At 64.3% G+C, this 17,209-nt stretch carries 13 protein-coding genes; 1 reads left to right on the top strand and 12 read right to left on the bottom strand.

Features of this window, described 5'->3' with window-relative positions; translation table 11 throughout:
• Window positions 1-2: 2 nt before the first annotated feature.
• Window positions 3-2,930 (top strand): triple tyrosine motif-containing protein, encoded by a 2,928-nt coding sequence (locus BGP00_RS24195; protein ID WP_292692133.1) that lies wholly within the window; start codon window positions 3-5, stop codon window positions 2,928-2,930.
• Between the two features lie 6 nt (window positions 2,931-2,936).
• On the opposite strand, the gene BGP00_RS24190 is transcribed toward BGP00_RS24195, so the two are convergent.
• From BGP00_RS24190 to BGP00_RS24135, 12 genes are all read right to left on the bottom strand, one after another.
• Window positions 2,937-4,106 (bottom strand): dihydrolipoamide acetyltransferase family protein, encoded by a 1,170-nt coding sequence (locus BGP00_RS24190; protein ID WP_292692131.1) that lies wholly within the window; start codon window positions 4,104-4,106, stop codon window positions 2,937-2,939.
• A 3-nt stretch (window positions 4,107-4,109) separates the two neighbouring features.
• The gene (locus BGP00_RS24185; protein ID WP_292692215.1) at window positions 4,110-5,114 is read right to left on the bottom strand and encodes an alpha-ketoacid dehydrogenase subunit beta; all 1,005 of its coding nucleotides are present in this window, start codon (window positions 5,112-5,114) and stop codon (window positions 4,110-4,112) included.
• A gap of 13 nt (window positions 5,115-5,127) precedes the next feature.
• Window positions 5,128-6,357 carry a thiamine pyrophosphate-dependent enzyme gene (locus BGP00_RS24180; protein WP_292692129.1) on the bottom strand — a complete coding sequence of 410 codons (1,230 nt, stop codon included), beginning with the start codon at window positions 6,355-6,357 and terminating at the stop codon, window positions 5,128-5,130.
• A gap of 200 nt (window positions 6,358-6,557) precedes the next feature.
• Window positions 6,558-7,406, bottom strand: coding sequence for a CoA ester lyase (locus BGP00_RS24175; RefSeq protein ID WP_292692127.1), 849 nt, complete (start codon window positions 7,404-7,406; stop codon window positions 6,558-6,560).
• A complete protein-coding gene (locus tag BGP00_RS24170) occupies window positions 7,403-7,855 on the bottom strand; it encodes a MaoC family dehydratase (protein ID WP_168605362.1) in 453 nt (150 codons plus the stop codon). The genes BGP00_RS24175 and BGP00_RS24170 overlap by 4 nt, the downstream gene beginning before the upstream one ends.
• Entirely contained in the window at window positions 7,852-9,702 is a 1,851-nt protein-coding gene (locus tag BGP00_RS24165; protein ID WP_292692125.1) for a biotin carboxylase N-terminal domain-containing protein, read from the bottom strand. Before BGP00_RS24165 ends, BGP00_RS24170 begins: the two co-directional genes overlap by 4 nt.
• A 4-nt stretch (window positions 9,703-9,706) precedes the next feature.
• Window positions 9,707-11,299 carry a carboxyl transferase domain-containing protein gene (locus BGP00_RS24160; RefSeq protein WP_292692123.1) on the bottom strand — a complete coding sequence of 531 codons (1,593 nt, stop codon included), beginning with the start codon at window positions 11,297-11,299 and terminating at the stop codon, window positions 9,707-9,709.
• The gene (locus BGP00_RS24155; protein WP_292692121.1) at window positions 11,296-12,441 is read right to left on the bottom strand and encodes an acyl-CoA dehydrogenase family protein; all 1,146 of its coding nucleotides are present in this window, start codon (window positions 12,439-12,441) and stop codon (window positions 11,296-11,298) included. Before BGP00_RS24155 ends, BGP00_RS24160 begins: the two co-directional genes overlap by 4 nt.
• A gap of 102 nt (window positions 12,442-12,543) precedes the next feature.
• On the bottom strand, window positions 12,544-13,443 hold the full coding sequence (locus tag BGP00_RS24150) for an MBL fold metallo-hydrolase (RefSeq protein ID WP_292692119.1): 900 nt from the start codon (window positions 13,441-13,443) through the stop codon (window positions 12,544-12,546).
• Window positions 13,440-14,309 (bottom strand): sterol desaturase family protein, encoded by an 870-nt coding sequence (locus BGP00_RS24145; protein WP_292692117.1) that lies wholly within the window; start codon window positions 14,307-14,309, stop codon window positions 13,440-13,442. Before BGP00_RS24145 ends, BGP00_RS24150 begins: the two co-directional genes overlap by 4 nt.
• 66 nt (window positions 14,310-14,375) lie before the next feature.
• Window positions 14,376-16,799, bottom strand: a complete 2,424-nt coding sequence (locus tag BGP00_RS24140) for a TonB-dependent receptor (protein WP_310015414.1) — start codon at window positions 16,797-16,799, stop codon at window positions 14,376-14,378.
• 96 nt (window positions 16,800-16,895) lie between these two features.
• Window positions 16,896-17,198: a hypothetical protein gene (locus BGP00_RS24135; protein WP_168605368.1), complete on the bottom strand. Its 303-nt coding sequence runs from the start codon at window positions 17,196-17,198 to the stop codon at window positions 16,896-16,898.
• Between the last annotated feature and the right edge of the window lie 11 nt (window positions 17,199-17,209).

The raw sequence follows: 17,209 nt of genomic DNA, 5'->3' as shown, positions 1-17,209 counted from the left end.
GGGTGAAGGCATGGGTGCTGTTTCTGGCCGCGCTGGCGGCCCCGTCGGCTCCGGCGCTCTCTGTCCCGGCGCAGGCTGAGGCCCGGATTGACCCGGCCCCGCCCGGCTATGCCCTGCGCGCATGGGGGCCGGAAAGCGGCGCCCCCACCGATATACGCACCATCGCGCAAACGCCCGACGGCTTCCTGTGGCTGGGCACGGGCAACGGCCTCTATCGCTTTGACGGGCTGAGCTTTGAAAGGATCGAGCCGGTCGCCTATGAGCGCCGCCGGTCCGCCACGATCCTGACCATGGCGGTGGCGTCCGATGGCGCGCTGTGGATGGGGCGCGATTATGGCGGCGTGTCGGTCTGGCGCAACGGGCGGCTGGAAGATCTGCCGCGCGACCAGCAGGTCAAAGGCGCGGTGCAGGCCATCACCGCCGGGCCGCAGGGCGATGTCTGGATCGCCACGATCGGCGGGCTGGGGCCGCAACTGCATCTCTTCCGCCATGGCCGCTGGTCGCTGATCTCGCCCGAAACCGGGCTGCAGGACGAAAGCATCGACCATCTGATGGTGGCGCGCGACGGCACGCTATGGATCGCGCAGGGCGCATCGGTCTCGCGCATCGCGCCGGGCGGATCGCGGCCCGCCCTGGTGCTGCGCCACCCGGCCTATCCCGCCACGCTGGCGCAGGATGACGAAGGCGCGGTCTGGATGACCAGCGCCAAGGGGATGGAGCGGCTGACCGGGCGGCCGATGATCCGAGCCCTGCCCTCGACCGTTCCGGCGCCCGGATTGTTTCAGCATGGCGGCCTGATCTTTGCCGATGGCGCGGCTTGGCTCTCGGCCTATCGCGACGGGCTGATGCTTGCGCCCCGGTCCCGCCCGGCGCGGCGGACGTCGATGGCCGTGACGGTACTTTTCCGCGATGCCGAGGGCTCGCTGTGGGGCGGCGGCGCGGATGGGCTGCTGCGCCTGCGCCGGTCGGATGTGATCCGCGTGGCGCTGGCGGGCGCGCCCACCACCGGCTTTGCCCAGGGCGGCCCGCCGGGCGCGCCGCTCTATCTGGGCACGGACACGGGCGTGGTGGGGATCGAAGCGGGCGCGCCGCGCCTGATCCATCAGGGCGGCGACATGACGGCCATCTGCGCCGGACAGCAGGGCCAATTGCTCGCCATGGCGCAAACCAAGGGTTTTGTCCGGCAGGGCGGGCGCTGGCGCTATCTGCCCCCGCCGCCCGACGCCGCGCCGACAGGCAGTTGCGCCATCACCAGCGACGGGCGGATCCTCAACATCATGGGCAATGTCAACATCGCCCAACTGGACGGGCAGCGCTGGAAAGGATGGCAACCGGCGCAGAACTGGCAATTCGGCGTTTCGGACGGGCAAAAGGGCCTGTTCACCCTGCGCCCGACCACCAGCCTGACGCACCTCACACCCGACGGGCAGAGCGAGATCTGGAACCGCGAGCAGATCGCCACCGGATTCATGCGGATGCTGCGCCCCTTTGGCCCGGAACTCTATATCGGGGGCGAACAGGGGCTGGCGCGGATGCGGGGCGGGCGGATCGTTACGCTCGATGCGCATCATCATCCCTGGCTGGCGGGGATTACCGGGCTGGCGATGGGGCGTGGGCGGGTCTGGATCATCAGCGGCGCGGGCATCGCCGATGTCGAGCGCGGACGCTGGGACTCAGCCTTTGCCCATCCCGAACAGCCCATCCCCCACCGCCTGCATGGCGATCACGAAGGCATCCATGCAAGGCGCGATGTCTATTGGGCCGCCAATGATGCCGAAATCGATGCAGAGGGGCGGCCGTGGTTCGTGACCAATCGCGGGCTGGTGCGGATCGAGCCCGAGGGCGGCGCGGCCCCCGCCCCCGCCCCGCCGGTGGTGATCCGCTCGCTGGAGGCCGATGGCCGGGTCTATCGCGGCGCTGATCCGGCTCTGCCCGCAGGCACCAGGCGCATTCAGGTCGATGCGGTGGCGCTCAGCCTGATCGATCCGGCGCGCAATCTCTATCGCTATCGGCTGAGCGGGGTGGACCGCGACTGGGTGCAGACCGACGCGCGGTCCATTACCTATACCGGACTGGCGCCGGGCCGTTATGCGCTCGACGTGATGGCCGCCAATGCCGATGGACTGTGGAGCAGGCAGGTGGCGCGGGTGACTTTCACCATCGCCCCCTATTTCTGGCAGACATGGTGGTTTGCCGCGCTGGCCGGGCTGGCCCTTGGGGTGGCGGTCTGGGCGGGGCTGCGTTGGCGCATCCGCGCGGCCACGCAGGCGGTCCGGCAAAGAATCGAGGACCGTCTGGCCGTGCACGAACAGATCGCCCGCGAATTGCATGACACTTTGCTGCAGGGTTTTCAGGGCCTGATGCTGCGTTTCCAATCGACGCTCGAACGGCTGCCCCATGGGCATCCGGCGCGGCTCGAACTGGAGGATACACTGGAGCGGGCCGATGATGTGCTGATCGAAGGGCGCGACAAGGTGCGCGAATTGCGCGCAGCGGGCGAGCCGGTTGATCTGGCGGCGCTGCTGCGCGCGCTGGCGACGGCGCGGCTGGAGGATGGGCCGGTCTGGGACTTGCGGATCACGGGTAAGCCGCGAAGGGTCTGCGCGCCGGTAGCCGACGAGATCGAGGCCATTGCGGGCGAGGCCCTGTTCAACGCGCGCCGCCATGCGCAGGCGGGCCGGATCATCATCGCCGTCAGTTTTGCCCGCGACAGCCTGCATCTGAGCGTGAGCGACGATGGCGTGGGGCTGGACCGCGCGGTGATGGCGCAAGGGCAAAGGCCGGGCCATTTCGGCCTGATCCACATGCGCGAACGCGCCGCCGCGCTGGGGGCGAAATTCGACATGGGCGATGCGCATCCGCATGGCACGGTCATGTCGCTGACCATCCCGGCGCGCATCGCCTTTCGCGAGGTCCGATGGGGCTTCTAGCGCAGGCTAGTCCATAAACAGCAGCGCGGGATGTTCGAGCAGGCGCCGGATATGCTGGATGAACCGCGCCGCATCATGGCCATCGACGATGCGGTGGTCAAACGAGCTCGACAGGTTCATCACCTTGCGCAGCGCCACGAAAGGCCCCTGCACCACAGGGCGTTCGATGATCCTGTTCGGGCCGATGATCGCCACTTCGGGATGGTTGATGATCGGCGTGGTGGCGATGCCGCCCAGCGGCCCGAGAGAGGTTATCGTGATCGTCGAGCCGCTCAATTCCTCGCGCCGGATCGTGCCGTCGCGCGCCGCCTCGCTCAGCCGCGCCAGCTCCCTGGCGCAGGCGTGGATATCAAGCGTTTCGGCATGGCGGATGACCGGCACCATCAGACCGCCGGGCGTCTGGACCGCGACGCCCACATGCACCCCGGCATATTGCCGCAGCACGCCCTTTTCATCGTCATAATGCGCGTTGATCCGGGGGAAATCAGGCAAGGCGCGGACCAGCGCGCGGATGAAGAAGGGCAGCAGGGTCAGCCTGTCTCGCCCCTCCTTGTTGATTTCGCCGCGCAGCGCCTCCAGCTCGGTCAGGTCGCATTCCTCAACATAGGTGATCTGGGGAATGCGCTGATGGGCCTGCTCCATCCTCTCGGCGATCTTGCGGCGCAGGCCGGTGATGGGGATGTCGGTTGCCCCCTCACGCGGGGCGGGGCGCGGCTGTTCAGCCCTGTGGGCATGAGGCTCCAGATCCTCAAGCGTGATACGCCCGCCCGGCCCGGTCCCCACGACCGATTCCAGCGCGATGCCCAATTCACGCGCGCGATGGCGCGTGGCGGGAGCGGCCAGAGGGGCGGCGATGTCAGGCTCGGAGGTCGGCGGGGGTGTCGGTTCGGGTTCGGGCGCCGGTTCAGGCTCTGCCGCCGCCGCTTCGGCCTCGCCCGCCACCTCAATCTCGACCAGAACGGCGCCCACCGGCCGCATCTCGCCCGCCGCACCGTGGATGGCCAGAACCTTGCCCTCGACCGGCGAGGTCATATCCACCGTCGCCTTGTCGGTCATCACATCGACCAGACATTGGTCCTCAGCCACATGATCGCCCGGTTTGACATGCCAGACCGCGATTTCGGCCTCGGCAATGCCCTCGCCAATATCGGGCAGGCGGAATTGATAAAGGCTCATGGATCAATACTCCATCGCGCGGCGCAGCGCGGCCACAAGGCGCGCGGGGCCGGGAAAATAATCCCATTCAAAAGCGTGCGGATAGGGCGTGTCCCAACCGGCCACGCGCTCGATGGGGGCTTTCAGATGGTCAAAGCAGCGCTCTTGGACCAGCGCCGACAATTCGCCGCCGAAACCGCCAAAGCGCGAAGCCTCATGCAGGATTACGCAGCGCCCGGTCTTGCGCACCGAGGCCACGATGGCCTCAATATCGAGCGGCACCAGCGAACGAAGATCGAGCAGTTCGGCATCCACCCCGGCCTCCTCAATGCCCGCCAGCGCGACATGGACCATCGTGCCATAGGCCAGCACGGTAATGTCGCGCCCCTCGCGCACCACCGCCGCCTTGCCCAGCGGCACGCGGTAGAGCCCCTCGGGAACCTCCGCCTTGGGATGTCCCGCCCATGTCTTGAGCGGCCGGTCGTGATGCCCGTCAAAGGGACCGTTATAGATCCGCTTGGGTTCGAGAATGATGACCGGATCATCATCCTCGATCGCCGCGATCAGCAGGCCCTTGGCGTCATAGGGATTGGAGGGCACCACCGTTTTTAGCCCCACCACATGGGTAAAGATCGCCTCCGGGCTCTGGCTATGCGTCTGGCCGCCGAAAATGCCGCCGCCATAGGGTGTGCGCACCGTCAGCGGCGCCCAGAACTCGCCATTCGAACGATAGCGCAGCCGCGCCGCCTCGCTGACCAACTGGTCAAAGGCGGGCAGGATGTAATCGGCAAACTGGATTTCCACCACCGGGCGCAAGCCATAGGCCCCCATGCCGATGGCCGTGGCGATAATGCCCCCTTCGGCAATCGGCGTGTCGAAACAGCGCGTCAGCCCATGTTTGGCCTGAAGCCCGTCGGTCACACGGAATACCCCGCCGAAATAGCCGACATCCTCGCCAAAGATCAGCACATCGCGATCATCGGCCAGTTTCTCGTCCAGCGCATTGTTGAGCGCCTGAACCATGTTCATCACCGGCATGGCGTCAGACCCCCATTTCGCGGCGCTGTTCGATCACGCGCCAGTCCGGCTGCTTGAACACATCCTCGAACATCGAGGCCAATTCGGGCTTGGATTTGCCCAGCGTGCCGATGGCTTCGCCCGCGCGAACGGCGGCGCGCACTTCATCCTCCAGCGCGGATTGCAGGGCCGCATGGCGCTCCTCGTCCCACTCGCCCAAGGCGATCAGATGGTCTTTCAGCCGCTCTATCGGATCGCCCAACGGCCATTGCAGCGCCTCATCGGCGGGGCGATATTTGGCCGGATCATCAGCGGTGGAATGGCCCGCCGCGCGATAGGTGAACAATTCGATCAGGGTCGCCCCGAGGTTAAGCCTCGCCCTTTCCGCCGCCCATTGCGTCGCCGCCCAGACGGCTAGAAAATCATTGCCATCCACCCGCAGCCCCGGAATGCCATAGGCCAGCGCCTTGGCCGCAAAGGTGGTTTCATTGGCCCCCGCAATGCCGGAAAAGCTGGAGATCGCCCATTGGTTGTTGGTCACGCACAGGATCACCGGCGCGCGATAGACGCTGGCAAAGGTGATCGCCTCGTGGAAACCGCCCTCCGCCGTGGTGCCTTCGCCCACATAGGCCAGTGCGATCCGGTCATCGCCCTTATAGGCCGAGGCCATCGCCCAGCCCACCGCATGGCCAAACCGGCTGCCCAGATTGCCCGAGATCGAATAGAAGCCGTAATCGCGGGCCGAATAAAGGATCGGCAATTGCCGCCCGCGCAAGGGATCGCCCGCATTGGAAAAGATCTGGTTGACCAGATCGAGCAGCGGATAGTTCCGCGCCATCAGCCAGCCGACCACGCGATAGGTGGGAAAGCACATGTCGCGCGCGCCCAGCATCAGCGACTGCGCCACGGCAATCGCCTCCTCACCGGTGGATTTCATGTAAAAGCTGGTCTTGCCCTGACGATGGGCGCGAAACAGGCGGTCGTCAAAGGCGCGTGTCAGCATCATCGCACGCAGGCCCCGATGCAGGATATCGACATCGAGATGCGGGTCCCACGGACCGACCGCATGATGGCCATCATCCAGCACGCGGATCATGCCAAAGGGCATGTCGCGCATGGTCGGCTCGGCGGCATCGACATCGGGCCGCGCGGTTTCGCCGGCCTTGGGCAGCTTCATTCCGCCAAAATCGGGGTGGTCGCCGGGGCGGGCCGGGGGCTCGGGAATATGCAGGGTGAGCCGGGGTTGATTATCCATGTCCTCTCCTTGGCCTTTTGTCCCGTGGCGCGCTTTTCCTGCGGCCTTTCGGGAATTTCAGCTTCTTTCCGGAAACGTTTCGCCGGTCTGTAGCGACGGCGAGATCGAGGCAAATTCCTCCTTTTTCAGGGCTTGGAGAAGGATCAGATGCCTATTCCAAACGCCTGTCAACGGGGTGTCCGAAACAGGCAAAACGGGCCTCAATCGCGCCCTCTCGGCAAAGCGGCCCCTTCCGCTCGCGCAATAATATTACGCGCCTGCGCCAGATGTGGTGCGTCGATCATTTTGCCGTCGAGAATCAGTACCCCCGCGCCGGGCGCCTGCGCAAAGGCGGCGACGATCGCGCGGGCCTGCTCGACCTGCTGCGCGCTGGGGGTAAAGGCGGCATTGATGATCGGCACCTGATCGGGGTGCAGCGCCATCATCCCGGTAAACCCATCAAAGGCCCCCCGCGCCGCATAGGCCGCCAGCCCATCAAGGTCACGGATCGCGGGATAGACCGTCTCGATGGCGGCCACCCCGGCGGCATGGGCGCCAAACAAAGCCATCGACCTCACCATTTCAAAGGGGGCCGTATAGGAGCTGTCGGGCCGCCTGCTGCCCATCGCGCCGATGGCGGCGGGCAGATCCTCCGCCCCCCATGTCAGGCCGCACAGATGCTCGGCCACCTCGCCATAGGTGCCGAGGCCAAAGACGGCCTGCGGGGTCTCGGTGGCGATGGGCAGGATCGGCACCCCCGGCGCGAGAGCCGCCAACGAGCGGACAGTCGCGGCCCCAACTGCCTTGGGCAGGACAAGCCCATCCGCCCCATGGGCCGCGGCCAGATCAGCCTCCAGATAAGGGCTGTCCATGGCGTTGATCCGCACAAAACGGGCAACATCGGCTGGAGCGTTCAAATACTCCGCCACCGCCTCGCGCGCCTTGGGTTTGGCGGCGGGTGCAACGGAATCCTCCAGATCAAGGATGATCGCATCGGCCCCGCTCTGCGCCGCTTTGGCGAAACGTTCGGGCCGGTCCCCCGGCACAAAGAGCAGCGAGCGCAGCCTCATGCCGGTCTTTTATGCAACAGCGCGGCGCGCAAACATTGGCAGACCATCTCGTCGCGCTGGTTCCACAATTCATGGCGGAATGTCACCAGCCCGGCATGGGGCCGCGACCGGCTCTCGCGCCATTCCACCACCTCGGTGCAGGCCCGCATCGTATCGCCCAGAAAGACCGGTTTGGGCATCACCACCCGGTCATAGCCCAGATTGGCCACCAGCGTGCCCAGCGTCGTCTCTCCCACCGTCAGGCCGATCATCAGCGCAAAGGTGAAAGTGCCGTTGACGAGGATTTGCCCAAATTCGCTGGCCCGCGCGGCCTCGGCGTCGATGTGCAATGGCTGGGGATTATGCGTCAGGGCCGAAAACAGCAGATTGTCGGTCTCGGTCACGGTGCGGCGGATCGGATGGTCGATGCGGTCGCCCACCTCCCATTCCTCGAAATAGCGGCCGCTCATGCTGCCTCTCCTGCGGTTATACGCACCAACAGCATTCCCTCACGCACCTGCGCACCTTGCGCAAAGGGCATCTCCTCGACCACCCCGTCAAAGGGCGCGGTCAGGCCATGCTCCATCTTCATCGCCTCCAGCGTCACCAGCTTCTGCCCCTTGCTCACCTTCTGGCCGGGGGTGACATGGATAGCGCTGATCGTGCCCGGCATGGGGGCCAAAACCGCCCCGTCACCCGCCGCCGCCGCCCCGGTCGCGGCGGCGCGATAGGGCCTGACCTCCCAGCTCTGCCCATGTTCGCTCAGCACAACGCGCCCGAGCGGGGCGCGAAAGATCGCTCCCTCGCGCGGGGCCACATCAACCTCGACCGCCTGCCCATCGACCATCACCCGCCCACGTCCCTGCCGCGCGCCATTCAGCCGGAAACCCGCCAAGGCCCCCGCCCCGCCCAGATCCGCCGCCGCCCTGTTCAAGGCCGCCGCACCGGGCAAAGGATCAGGCATCAGCGCATCGCCCGCCCGAGCGATCAGGCCGGTATCCATATGCCCTCCGGCGAAATCAGGATGGTTCAGCGCTTTGACCAGAAAGCCCGCATTGGTCCGCAAGGGCCAGACCACCGCGCGGTCCAATGCGCGTGCCAGCTTGCGCCGCGCCTCGTCCCGCGTGGCGCCATGGGCGATCAGCTTGGCGATCATGGGATCGTAATAGGGCGTGATCTGCCCCCCTTGCGCCACGCCCGTATCGACCCGGACCCCATCGCCCGGATCAAAGGCATCCAGCCGCCCGATCGAGGGCAAAAACCCCCGCGCCGGATCCTCGGCATAGAGCCGCGCTTCCATCGCCGATCCGTTGATCGACAGATCCTCCTGCCGCTTGGGCAGAGGTTCGCCCGAAGCCACGCGCAATTGCCATTCGACCAGATCGACCCCGGTGATCGCCTCGGTCACGGGATGTTCGACCTGAAGCCGCGTGTTCATTTCCATGAACCAGATACGGTCGGCGCGCAGGCCATCGCCGGCGTCGGCAATGAATTCGACTGTCCCTGCGCCGACATAATCGACCGCGCGGGCCGCATCGACGGCCGCGCGGCACACCGCCGTCCGCGTGGCTTCATCCATTCCCGGCGCCGGGGCTTCCTCAATCACCTTCTGATGGCGGCGTTGCAGCGAGCAGTCGCGCTGGAACAGGTGGACGATGTTGCCATGGCGGTCGCCAAACACCTGCACCTCGATATGGCGCGGGCGGGTGATGAATTTCTCGATCAGCACGCGGTCATTGCCGAAAGCAGCCATCGCCTCACGCCTGCATGAGGCCAGCGCATGGGCAAATTCGGCAGGACCGGCCACCAGCCGCATCCCCTTGCCGCCGCCGCCCGCCACGGCCTTGATAAGCACCGGATAGGTGATCTTCGCGGCCTCGCGCGCCAGATGACCGTCATCCTGATCCTGCCCCAGATAGCCCGGCGTGACCGGCACGCCAGCCGCCGCCATGCGCGCCTTGGCAGCGTCTTTCAGGCCCATGGCGGTGATGCTGGCCGGGTCCGGCCCGACCCAGATCAGGCCAGCATCCATGACAGCCTGCGCAAATTCGGCATTTTCCGACAGGAAGCCATAGCCGGGATGGATCGCCTCCGCCCCGGTTTCCAGCGCGGCGGCGATGATCCTTTCGCCGCGCAAATAGCTTTCGCGGGCAGGCGCCGGGCCGATGGCCACCGCCCGGTCGGCCATGGCGACATGCAGCGCGCCCGCATCGGCATCGGAATTGACGGCAATGGTGCGGATACCCATCCGCCGCGCGGTGCGGATGATGCGGCAGGCGATTTCGCCGCGATTGGCGATCAAGAGCGAGGCGATCATACCCTCACATCCGAAACAGGCCGAATTGCGCGCGATCCGGGATCGGCGCATTCAGCGCGGCGGCCAGAGCCAGCCCCAGCACATCGCGGGTCTGAGCCGGATCGATCATGCCATCGTCCCACAATCGCGCGGTGGCATACCATGGGCTGCCCTCCTCCTCGTATTTGGCGCGGATAGGAGCCTTGAAATCTTCCGCCTCTTCCGCCGTCCATGTCGCCGCGTCGCGGTGGACGGTGGCCAGCACGCTGGCGGCCTGTTCGCCACCCATCACCGAGATGCGCGCATTGGGCCAGGTGAACAGAAAACGCGGCCCATAGGCGCGCCCGCACATGCCGTAATTGCCCGCCCCGAAACTGCCCCCGATCAGCACGGTGATCTTGGGCACGCTGGCCGTGGCCACAGCCGTGACGAGTTTGGCGCCGTGGCGGGCGATGCCCTCGGCCTCATATTTGCCGCCGACCATAAAACCGCTGATATTTTGCAGGAAGAGCAAGGGGATGCGCCGCTGGCACGCCAGTTCGATGAAATGCGCGCCCTTGATCGCGCTCTCGCTGAAAAGCACGCCATTGTTGGCCAGAACCGCCACCGGCATACCGTGAATATGGGCAAAGCCGCAGACCAAGGTTGTGCCGTAAAGCGGTTTGAATTCGTGCAACGCGCTGTCATCGACTAGCCGTGCGATCACCTCACGCACATCATAGGGCGCGCGGACATCCTGCGGGATGATGCCATAGAGTTCGGCCGGATCGTAACGCGGCGGCATCGACGGCTGGAGATTGACCGGCGCCTGATGCTGAGGCGCGAGTGTGCCGACAATATCGCGCAGGATGGTGATCGCGTGATCGTCATTGTCCGCCACATGATCGACCACGCCCGACCTGCGCCCATGCAGATCGCCCCCGCCCAGTTCTTCCGCGCTGATGATCTCGCCCGTCGCGGCCTGCACCAGCGGCGGCCCGGCAAGGAAGATCGTCCCCTGCCCGCGCACGATCACGCTTTCATCCGACATGGCCGGAACATAGGCACCGCCCGCCGTGCAACTGCCCATCACACAGGCGATCTGGGGAATGCCGCGCGCCGACATCTGGGCCTGATTGTAGAAGATGCGGCCGAAATGATCGCGGTCGGGAAAGACCTCGGCCTGATGCGGCAAATTGGCCCCGCCGCTGTCGACCAGATAGATGCAGGGCAGGTGGTTTTCGGCGGCGATCTCCTGCGCCCGGAGATGCTTTTTCACCGTCATCGGAAAATAGGTGCCGCCCTTGACCGTGGCGTCATTGGCCGCGATCATCACCTGTCGCCCGGCCACGCGCCCGATCCCGGCCACGATCCCCGCCCCCGCCACATCGCCGCCATACAGACCATGCGCGGCCAGTTGCCCGATTTCCAGAAACGGACTGCCCGGATCAAGCAGGCGGTCGATCCTTTCGCGCGGGAGCAATTTGCCGCGTCCGACATGGCGTTGTCGCGCCGTCTCTCCCCCGCCCAAAGCCGCCGCAGCCACATCGGCGCGCAATTTTTCGGCCAGAGCGCGATTATGCGCCTCATTGGCACGGAAAGTCTCGCTCTCGCTTGTGATCCCGCTTTCCAGAATCATCGGCCGCGTCCGATCAACTCGCGCCCGATCAGCATCCGCCGGATCTCATTGGTCCCGGCGCCAATATCGAGCAATTTGGCATCGCGCAGAAACCGTTCGACCGGCCAATCCTTGGTATAGCCTGCCCCGCCCAGCGCCTGTACCGCATCCAAGGCCACACGCACCGCATTCTCGCTGGCCAGCAGGATCGCGCCCGCCGCATCATGCCGCGTGGTGCGCCCCGCATCACACGCCCGCGCCACGGCATAGACATAGGCCCGCGCGGAATTGAGCGCGACAAACATGTCCGCCACCTTGGCCTGCATCAGTTGAAAGGCGCCGATGGGCTGGCCGAATTGCTGGCGCGTCCGCACATAGGGCAGGACCACATCAAGGCAGGCCTGCATGATGCCAAGCTGGATCCCGGCCAGCACCGCGCGCTCATAATCCAGCCCGCTCATCAGCACCTTGACCCCGCCATGCAGCGGCCCCAGCACATTCTCGCGCGGGACTTCGCAGCCGTCGAAAACCAGCTCTGCGGTAGGCGATCCGCGCATCCCCATCTTGTCGATCTTTTGCCCGATGGAAAAACCCGGCATGGTCTTTTCGATCAGGAAGGCGGTGATCGCCTCTCCCGTCTTGGCATAAACCACCAGCGTGTCGGCATAAGCGGCATTGGTGATCCAGAATTTCGTGCCGTCCAGCACGAAACCGCGATCCGTTTCGCGCGCGCGCAGCTTCATCGAGACGACATCCGACCCCGCCCCGGCCTCCGACATGGCCAGAGCGCCGACATGCTCGCCCGAGATCAGGCGGGGCAGAAAGCGTGCCTTCTGATCCTCATTGCCCCATCGCGCGATCTGGTTGACGCACAGGTTCGAATGCGCGCCATAGCTCAGCCCGATCGAGGCCGAGGCGCGGCTGACCTCTTCGCAGGCCAGCACATGTTCGAGATAGCCCAGCCCCAGCCCGCCCCATTCCGGCGCCACCGTGATGCCATGCAGGCCCAGTTCGCCCATCGCGGGCCATAATTCCTCGCGCGGGAACCAGTCCTGTGCATCAATCCGCGTCGCCAGCGGGGCGATGCGGGCGGCGGCAAAACGCGCCGTCGTATCCCGGATCATCTGGGCATTCTCGCCCAGTGCGAAATCGAAATCGGCCATCACGGGCCTCTCCTGCGTTTATATCTTTACGCGGAGTCTATCACCGTTCCGGTTGTTTGCGATTTCTATTTCAGGGGCAAAAGCGATGGATTATTGCGGGAATCATTGATCTCTTGATGGAACCGGCACGATGATGAAATGGTCATGCACCGCGCGTGTGTCCGGCACATCCAGCTTGGCCTTGAAACCGGCCTGCAGTTCACGCAATTGCGACACCGGCATTTCCAGCACATGCTCCTCGGGATGGGTCGGGGCCTCATGGCCATAATCGCGGCCCGGCGTTTGCGTCATCTCGATATGCGCGCCCAGCAAGGCGCGGACCCGATGCGTGGCGGCAAATTTCACCACCCGGTCCACGCTGGCCCGCGCCTCGTCCATGAAATTGACGGGCACATAGAGCCGCCCCGGATAAAGCGAATCCCCCGAGAGCAGGATCGCAAGGCGCGGATCGTAATACATGGCCGCCGCCTTTTGATGGCCCGGCGTCGGGATCACGCTGATGATGCGCCCGCCCAGATCGAGGCGGCCGATGCCATCGGGCCATTTGGCAATCCCAAAGAAGGCGGCAACATCGGCAGGCGCCGTGCCCACCACCACGGTATCGGGCCGATCGCGAAAGGCGGCGTCACCGGCGATATGGTCGCCGTGGCTATGGCTGTGGGCCACAACAAGGGGAATCGCCCGGCGGTGATGCGCGGCCAGCCAGCCCTGGATCACACGGTCCACCACCGGGCGGATCACGCCCCCCTGCGCGCCGGTATCGACCAGCAGGGCGCGATCATGTCCAAAAATCAGATAGAGAAACGGCGCTTCGAAATTGGTCTTGACCGATTGCCGGATGACATAGGTGTCGCCATCCAGCGCCTGCACCTGCGCCACCGGTTCAGCGTCCAGCGTGCCGTCGATCCAGCGCTCCTTGAACAGATGCGGCGCGGGATGGGCCGCCAGCGCCGGTGTGACGATCAATCCGGCCAGCGCCAGCGCCCAGCCCAGCGCTCTCAAGACGCCTGCCCCTTGCGCGCTTTATAGGCCTGGATCAGCGGCACGAAGGGGAACACCGTCTGCTCCCAGATCGACAGGCGCTTGCGGTCATCCTGCCCGACCACGCTGGCCTCGCCCTCGCGGAAAGTGCCGAACACGCGATCCCAGATGATCAGCGAATTGCCGTAGTTGCAGCGCGTGTCCTCATAGGGCACCGAATGATGCAGGCTATGGTTGCGGATCGTGGTGAAGAAGAAGGCATAGAAGAAGGGCGGATTGGCGGCCACATTGGCATGAGCATAGATGGCAATCGCCGCATTGACCGAAATCGCGCAGAATTTGGCCGTGGGCGAGAAGTCGAAAAAGGCCAGCACGCTCAGGCTGATAAGGAACAGTTCGATGGGGTTGCCCACCGATCCCTTCATCGCGTTCAATTGGGTAATATGATGATGCGGCGCATGGGTCAGCCAGAAGGGCGTCGAATTATGCATCAGCCGATGCATCCAGTACTGGCCGAATTCGATGATAGCCATGACCGAGACGACCTGCACCAGAAAGGGCAGGCGCCCGGCCCAAGGCGTGGCGATGCCCAGCGCCTTCTTGGCCGCCATCAGCGGTTCTTCGGCCGCCACATTGGTCACCCATGTGATGACCGTTGCCCCCAGGATGACATAGAACAGATCGGTGGCAAATTCGCGCCAATCCATCCGCCAGCCCGGATGCCGCTCGAACAGGAATTCCAGCCCCAGCACGAAAGCGGTGGTGATCGAAGTCACCCAGACCAGCGTATATTCATTGGCCAGCCACGCGGCCGGACCAAACATCCAGAAGCAGACAATGGCAACCAGCGTGGCGGGCGGCAGAAGATTGACGAGATGCTGTTTCATGACAGGCAAACCCTGATCCAATGGTCCAGAGATGCCGGGCCAAGACGATGACCCGGCAAGGCAAATTCAGTAATGGAAGCGCAGGTCCACGCCCACCTTGCGCGGGGTCAGCACGCCTTGCGCGTAATAACGCTCCACCACCCCGGTGCGGGTCTGGTTGTACGAACTTACATCATTGCTGATCGAGGTGATCGCATATTTGTCGAAGATATTGTCGGCAAACAGCGCCACATCGAAGGCGGGCGCATGATAGGTGACCGCCGCGCGATGCGTGACATAGCTGGGGATCACCTCGCCATTGCCGCGCAGGCCGATGCGGGAATAGACATTGCCCTTGAACACGGCGGCCCAATTGGCCTCGATGCTGCGCCCCTCGCCCAGAGGATAGGTATAGGTAAGCTGCGCGCTGCCCGAATGTTTGGTCGATCCGGGCAGGCGGTCGCCCGCAAAGACCGGGTAGGCCACGCCTTGGCTGACCACCACATTGTCGGCGTCCTGCGTCAGATGGGCGTCGGTATAGGAATAGGTGCCGTTGAACACCAGACGCGGGGTGATGCGGAATTGGCCGGAAAGATCAAAGCCCTGCGAAACCGCATCCTTGGCATTGACCGTCACGCCCACCGCGCCGTTAACCGTCTGCGTATCGACCTGAATATTCTTCCAGTCGATATGATAGGCCGACAGCGTGAATTGCAGGCGCCGATCCAGCATCGAGGCGCGGATGCCGATTTCGGCATTGTTGGTCTTGTCGGGTTTATACAGCAATTCATTGGGATAGGCGCAGACATTCTGACCGGGCGGCACATTGCCCGGCGAGAAGGTGCAGGGCGCCACGCGGTTCACATTGCCCGTGCGATAGCCGGTGCTGTAGGTGGCATAGACCAGCAGGTCCTTGCTGAATTTATAGGATGTGTTGGCCTTCCACACCACGCCATCGGCGCTGGTGTTGCCCGAACGGATGCGGCTGGGGTCGAACTGGATCAGCGGATAGGGTGTGCGCGTCAGGCCCCCGCCGAACAGCGGCGTATCGGTGCCGCCGGTGGCAAAGGCGTCATATTTGAAATAGCGCAAGCCCCCCGTCACCTGCCATGCGTCCGTCAGATGCGCGGTGGCCTCGCCGTAAACCGCCTTTTCCTTGGTCCGCGTGTTGACGAAGGAGATATATTCCAGATCGTCCGGGCGATAGACCCCGGCGAAATTGGCGAAACCGGGCGTATGCTCCTGATAGTTCCGATAATTGCGCAAATTGTTGTAAAACCCGCCGATCACCCAGCTGATCGGCCCGCCATGGGATGAAACCAGCCGCAATTCGCCGTTGAACTGGCGATAATCCTCGTTGGTGTCATTATAGGAGGAAAAGGAAGGGAACGCCTCATACCCGTAATTCAGGTCGAGCAGCAGGTCGGTGTTGTCGGCATGGGTTTTCAGGTTCTGGTTGGTATAGGCGCCCGTCGCCACCACCTGGGCAAAGCCAAGGTTGAAATTGAATTCGGCGGCATAGAGATCGGCCTTGCGCGTGGTCGGCTCCAGATAGCGCCACGGGCCTTCATACTTGTCCGTGCCCAGAACGCCCGCGCCGGTCGCCTGCCGCCCCAGCGTCTTGGTGATCTGATGCGCATAGGTCAGATAGAGCTTGGCCGCCGGGCTGGCCTCCAGCAGCAACTGGTTGCGGGTGGTAAAGGTGCGCTCGTAATTCACCCCTTTGCGGAAGGTGAAATTGTTCACGTAATCGGTGGAATTGCCAAAGCCGCCCTGCGCCGCCGTGGTCCCGCGCACGGGCTGGGGGTCGGAAACGCCGGGGTTTTTCAGCAGATGGTTGTAGTTGATGAAGCCGGGATTGTCATAATAGCCCACCGTCGAGCGCAACGCGATATGATCGGCCAGAATGGGGATATTGACCGTGCCGTCGACATTGGCGCCGAAATCGGAACTGTGCGACTGGGCAAAGCCGCGCGCGTGGAGGTCCACGGTGAATTTGTCCGTCGTGGGCCGGTTGGGCATATAGCGCACCGCGCCCGCCAGCGTGCCAAGCCCATAGAGCGTGCCCTGCGGCCCCTGCAGCACTTCGACGCGGGAAATGTCGATCAGTTTGAAATCGAGATAGAGCGGGACCTCGCCCAGATAGACACCCACGGCCGTTTCGTAATTCGACCCCGTGGCGCTGGAATCAGAGGATGAAATGCCGCGCATCACGATGTTGCCGGTCGATTTGGGGCCGGTGTCATTGACCGTGATGCCCGGCGTGAAGGAGGCCAGCGCCTTCACATCGTCGATCCGCGCCTTGGCCAGCTGATCAGAGCCCAGCGCGCTGATGTTGATCGGCGCGTCCTGCAAGGTAGTCTGGCGACGCGTGGCCGTGACCACGATATCGCCGCCATTGCCCGGCGCATCAGCATCCTCGGCAAAGGCCGGAGAGGCCAAGACCGGAGCCATGGCGCCCATCAGAATGGTGGCGCCGAGCAATGTTCTGCGGGTCGATTTCCTGGTCACTTTGCCTCCTGTTGTGTCAAATGCCGATCAATCGGACGCATTTCTCCCTCGCCGCCCGACAAGGCGACGACAACGCGACCACCTTGTGGCCTGCCCTCAAGTATTCGATGCAAACTTGGCCTGTCGGTGATGCGCTTTTCCGCGTTGCAACATCATTGCCGACATTCTCATAACGCTATGGATATTACTTAAGCCGTCAAGCGTAATATTTCTGCGGTGTTTCAGTATGAAATCGCTTCTTGCCGCACTGCGGAAATCCGCGATTTCCCAACCCGACGCCGCTTTTTGAACCCCGGCGCCGCCTGCTGTTTTCCAGATGGTCCGCCGCGCCACTATGGCCGAATCGCAACACCTGTTATCCCTGTCCGCCGTCGGTCCGAATCGCGCCAAATCCAGCATTTCTGCCCGCT

The organism is Novosphingobium sp. 63-713, from assembly GCF_001898925.1.
Lineage (GTDB): Bacteria > Pseudomonadota > Alphaproteobacteria > Sphingomonadales > Sphingomonadaceae > Novosphingobium.
Note: the sequence above shows the minus strand (reverse complement) of the source record. Positions and strands in the feature narration are given on the sequence as shown.

Coding starts and splice junctions, on each gene's coding strand:
- BGP00_RS24190 (WP_292692131.1), bottom strand. CDS start 4,106: ATGAGCCTTTATCAATTCCGCCTGCCCGATATTGGCGAGGGCATTGCC.
- BGP00_RS24185 (WP_292692215.1), bottom strand. CDS start 5,114: ATGAACATGGTTCAGGCGCTCAACAATGCGCTGGACGAGAAACTGGCC.
- BGP00_RS24180 (WP_292692129.1), bottom strand. CDS start 6,357: ATGGATAATCAACCCCGGCTCACCCTGCATATTCCCGAGCCCCCGGCC.
- BGP00_RS24175 (WP_292692127.1), bottom strand. CDS start 7,406: ATGAGGCTGCGCTCGCTGCTCTTTGTGCCGGGGGACCGGCCCGAACGT.
- BGP00_RS24170 (WP_168605362.1), bottom strand. CDS start 7,855: ATGAGCGGCCGCTATTTCGAGGAATGGGAGGTGGGCGACCGCATCGAC.
- BGP00_RS24165 (WP_292692125.1), bottom strand. CDS start 9,702: ATGATCGCCTCGCTCTTGATCGCCAATCGCGGCGAAATCGCCTGCCGC.
- BGP00_RS24160 (WP_292692123.1), bottom strand. CDS start 11,299: ATGATTCTGGAAAGCGGGATCACAAGCGAGAGCGAGACTTTCCGTGCC.
- BGP00_RS24155 (WP_292692121.1), bottom strand. CDS start 12,441: ATGGCCGATTTCGATTTCGCACTGGGCGAGAATGCCCAGATGATCCGG.
- BGP00_RS24145 (WP_292692117.1), bottom strand. CDS start 14,309: ATGAAACAGCATCTCGTCAATCTTCTGCCGCCCGCCACGCTGGTTGCC.
- BGP00_RS24135 (WP_168605368.1), bottom strand. CDS start 17,198: ATGCTGGATTTGGCGCGATTCGGACCGACGGCGGACAGGGATAACAGG.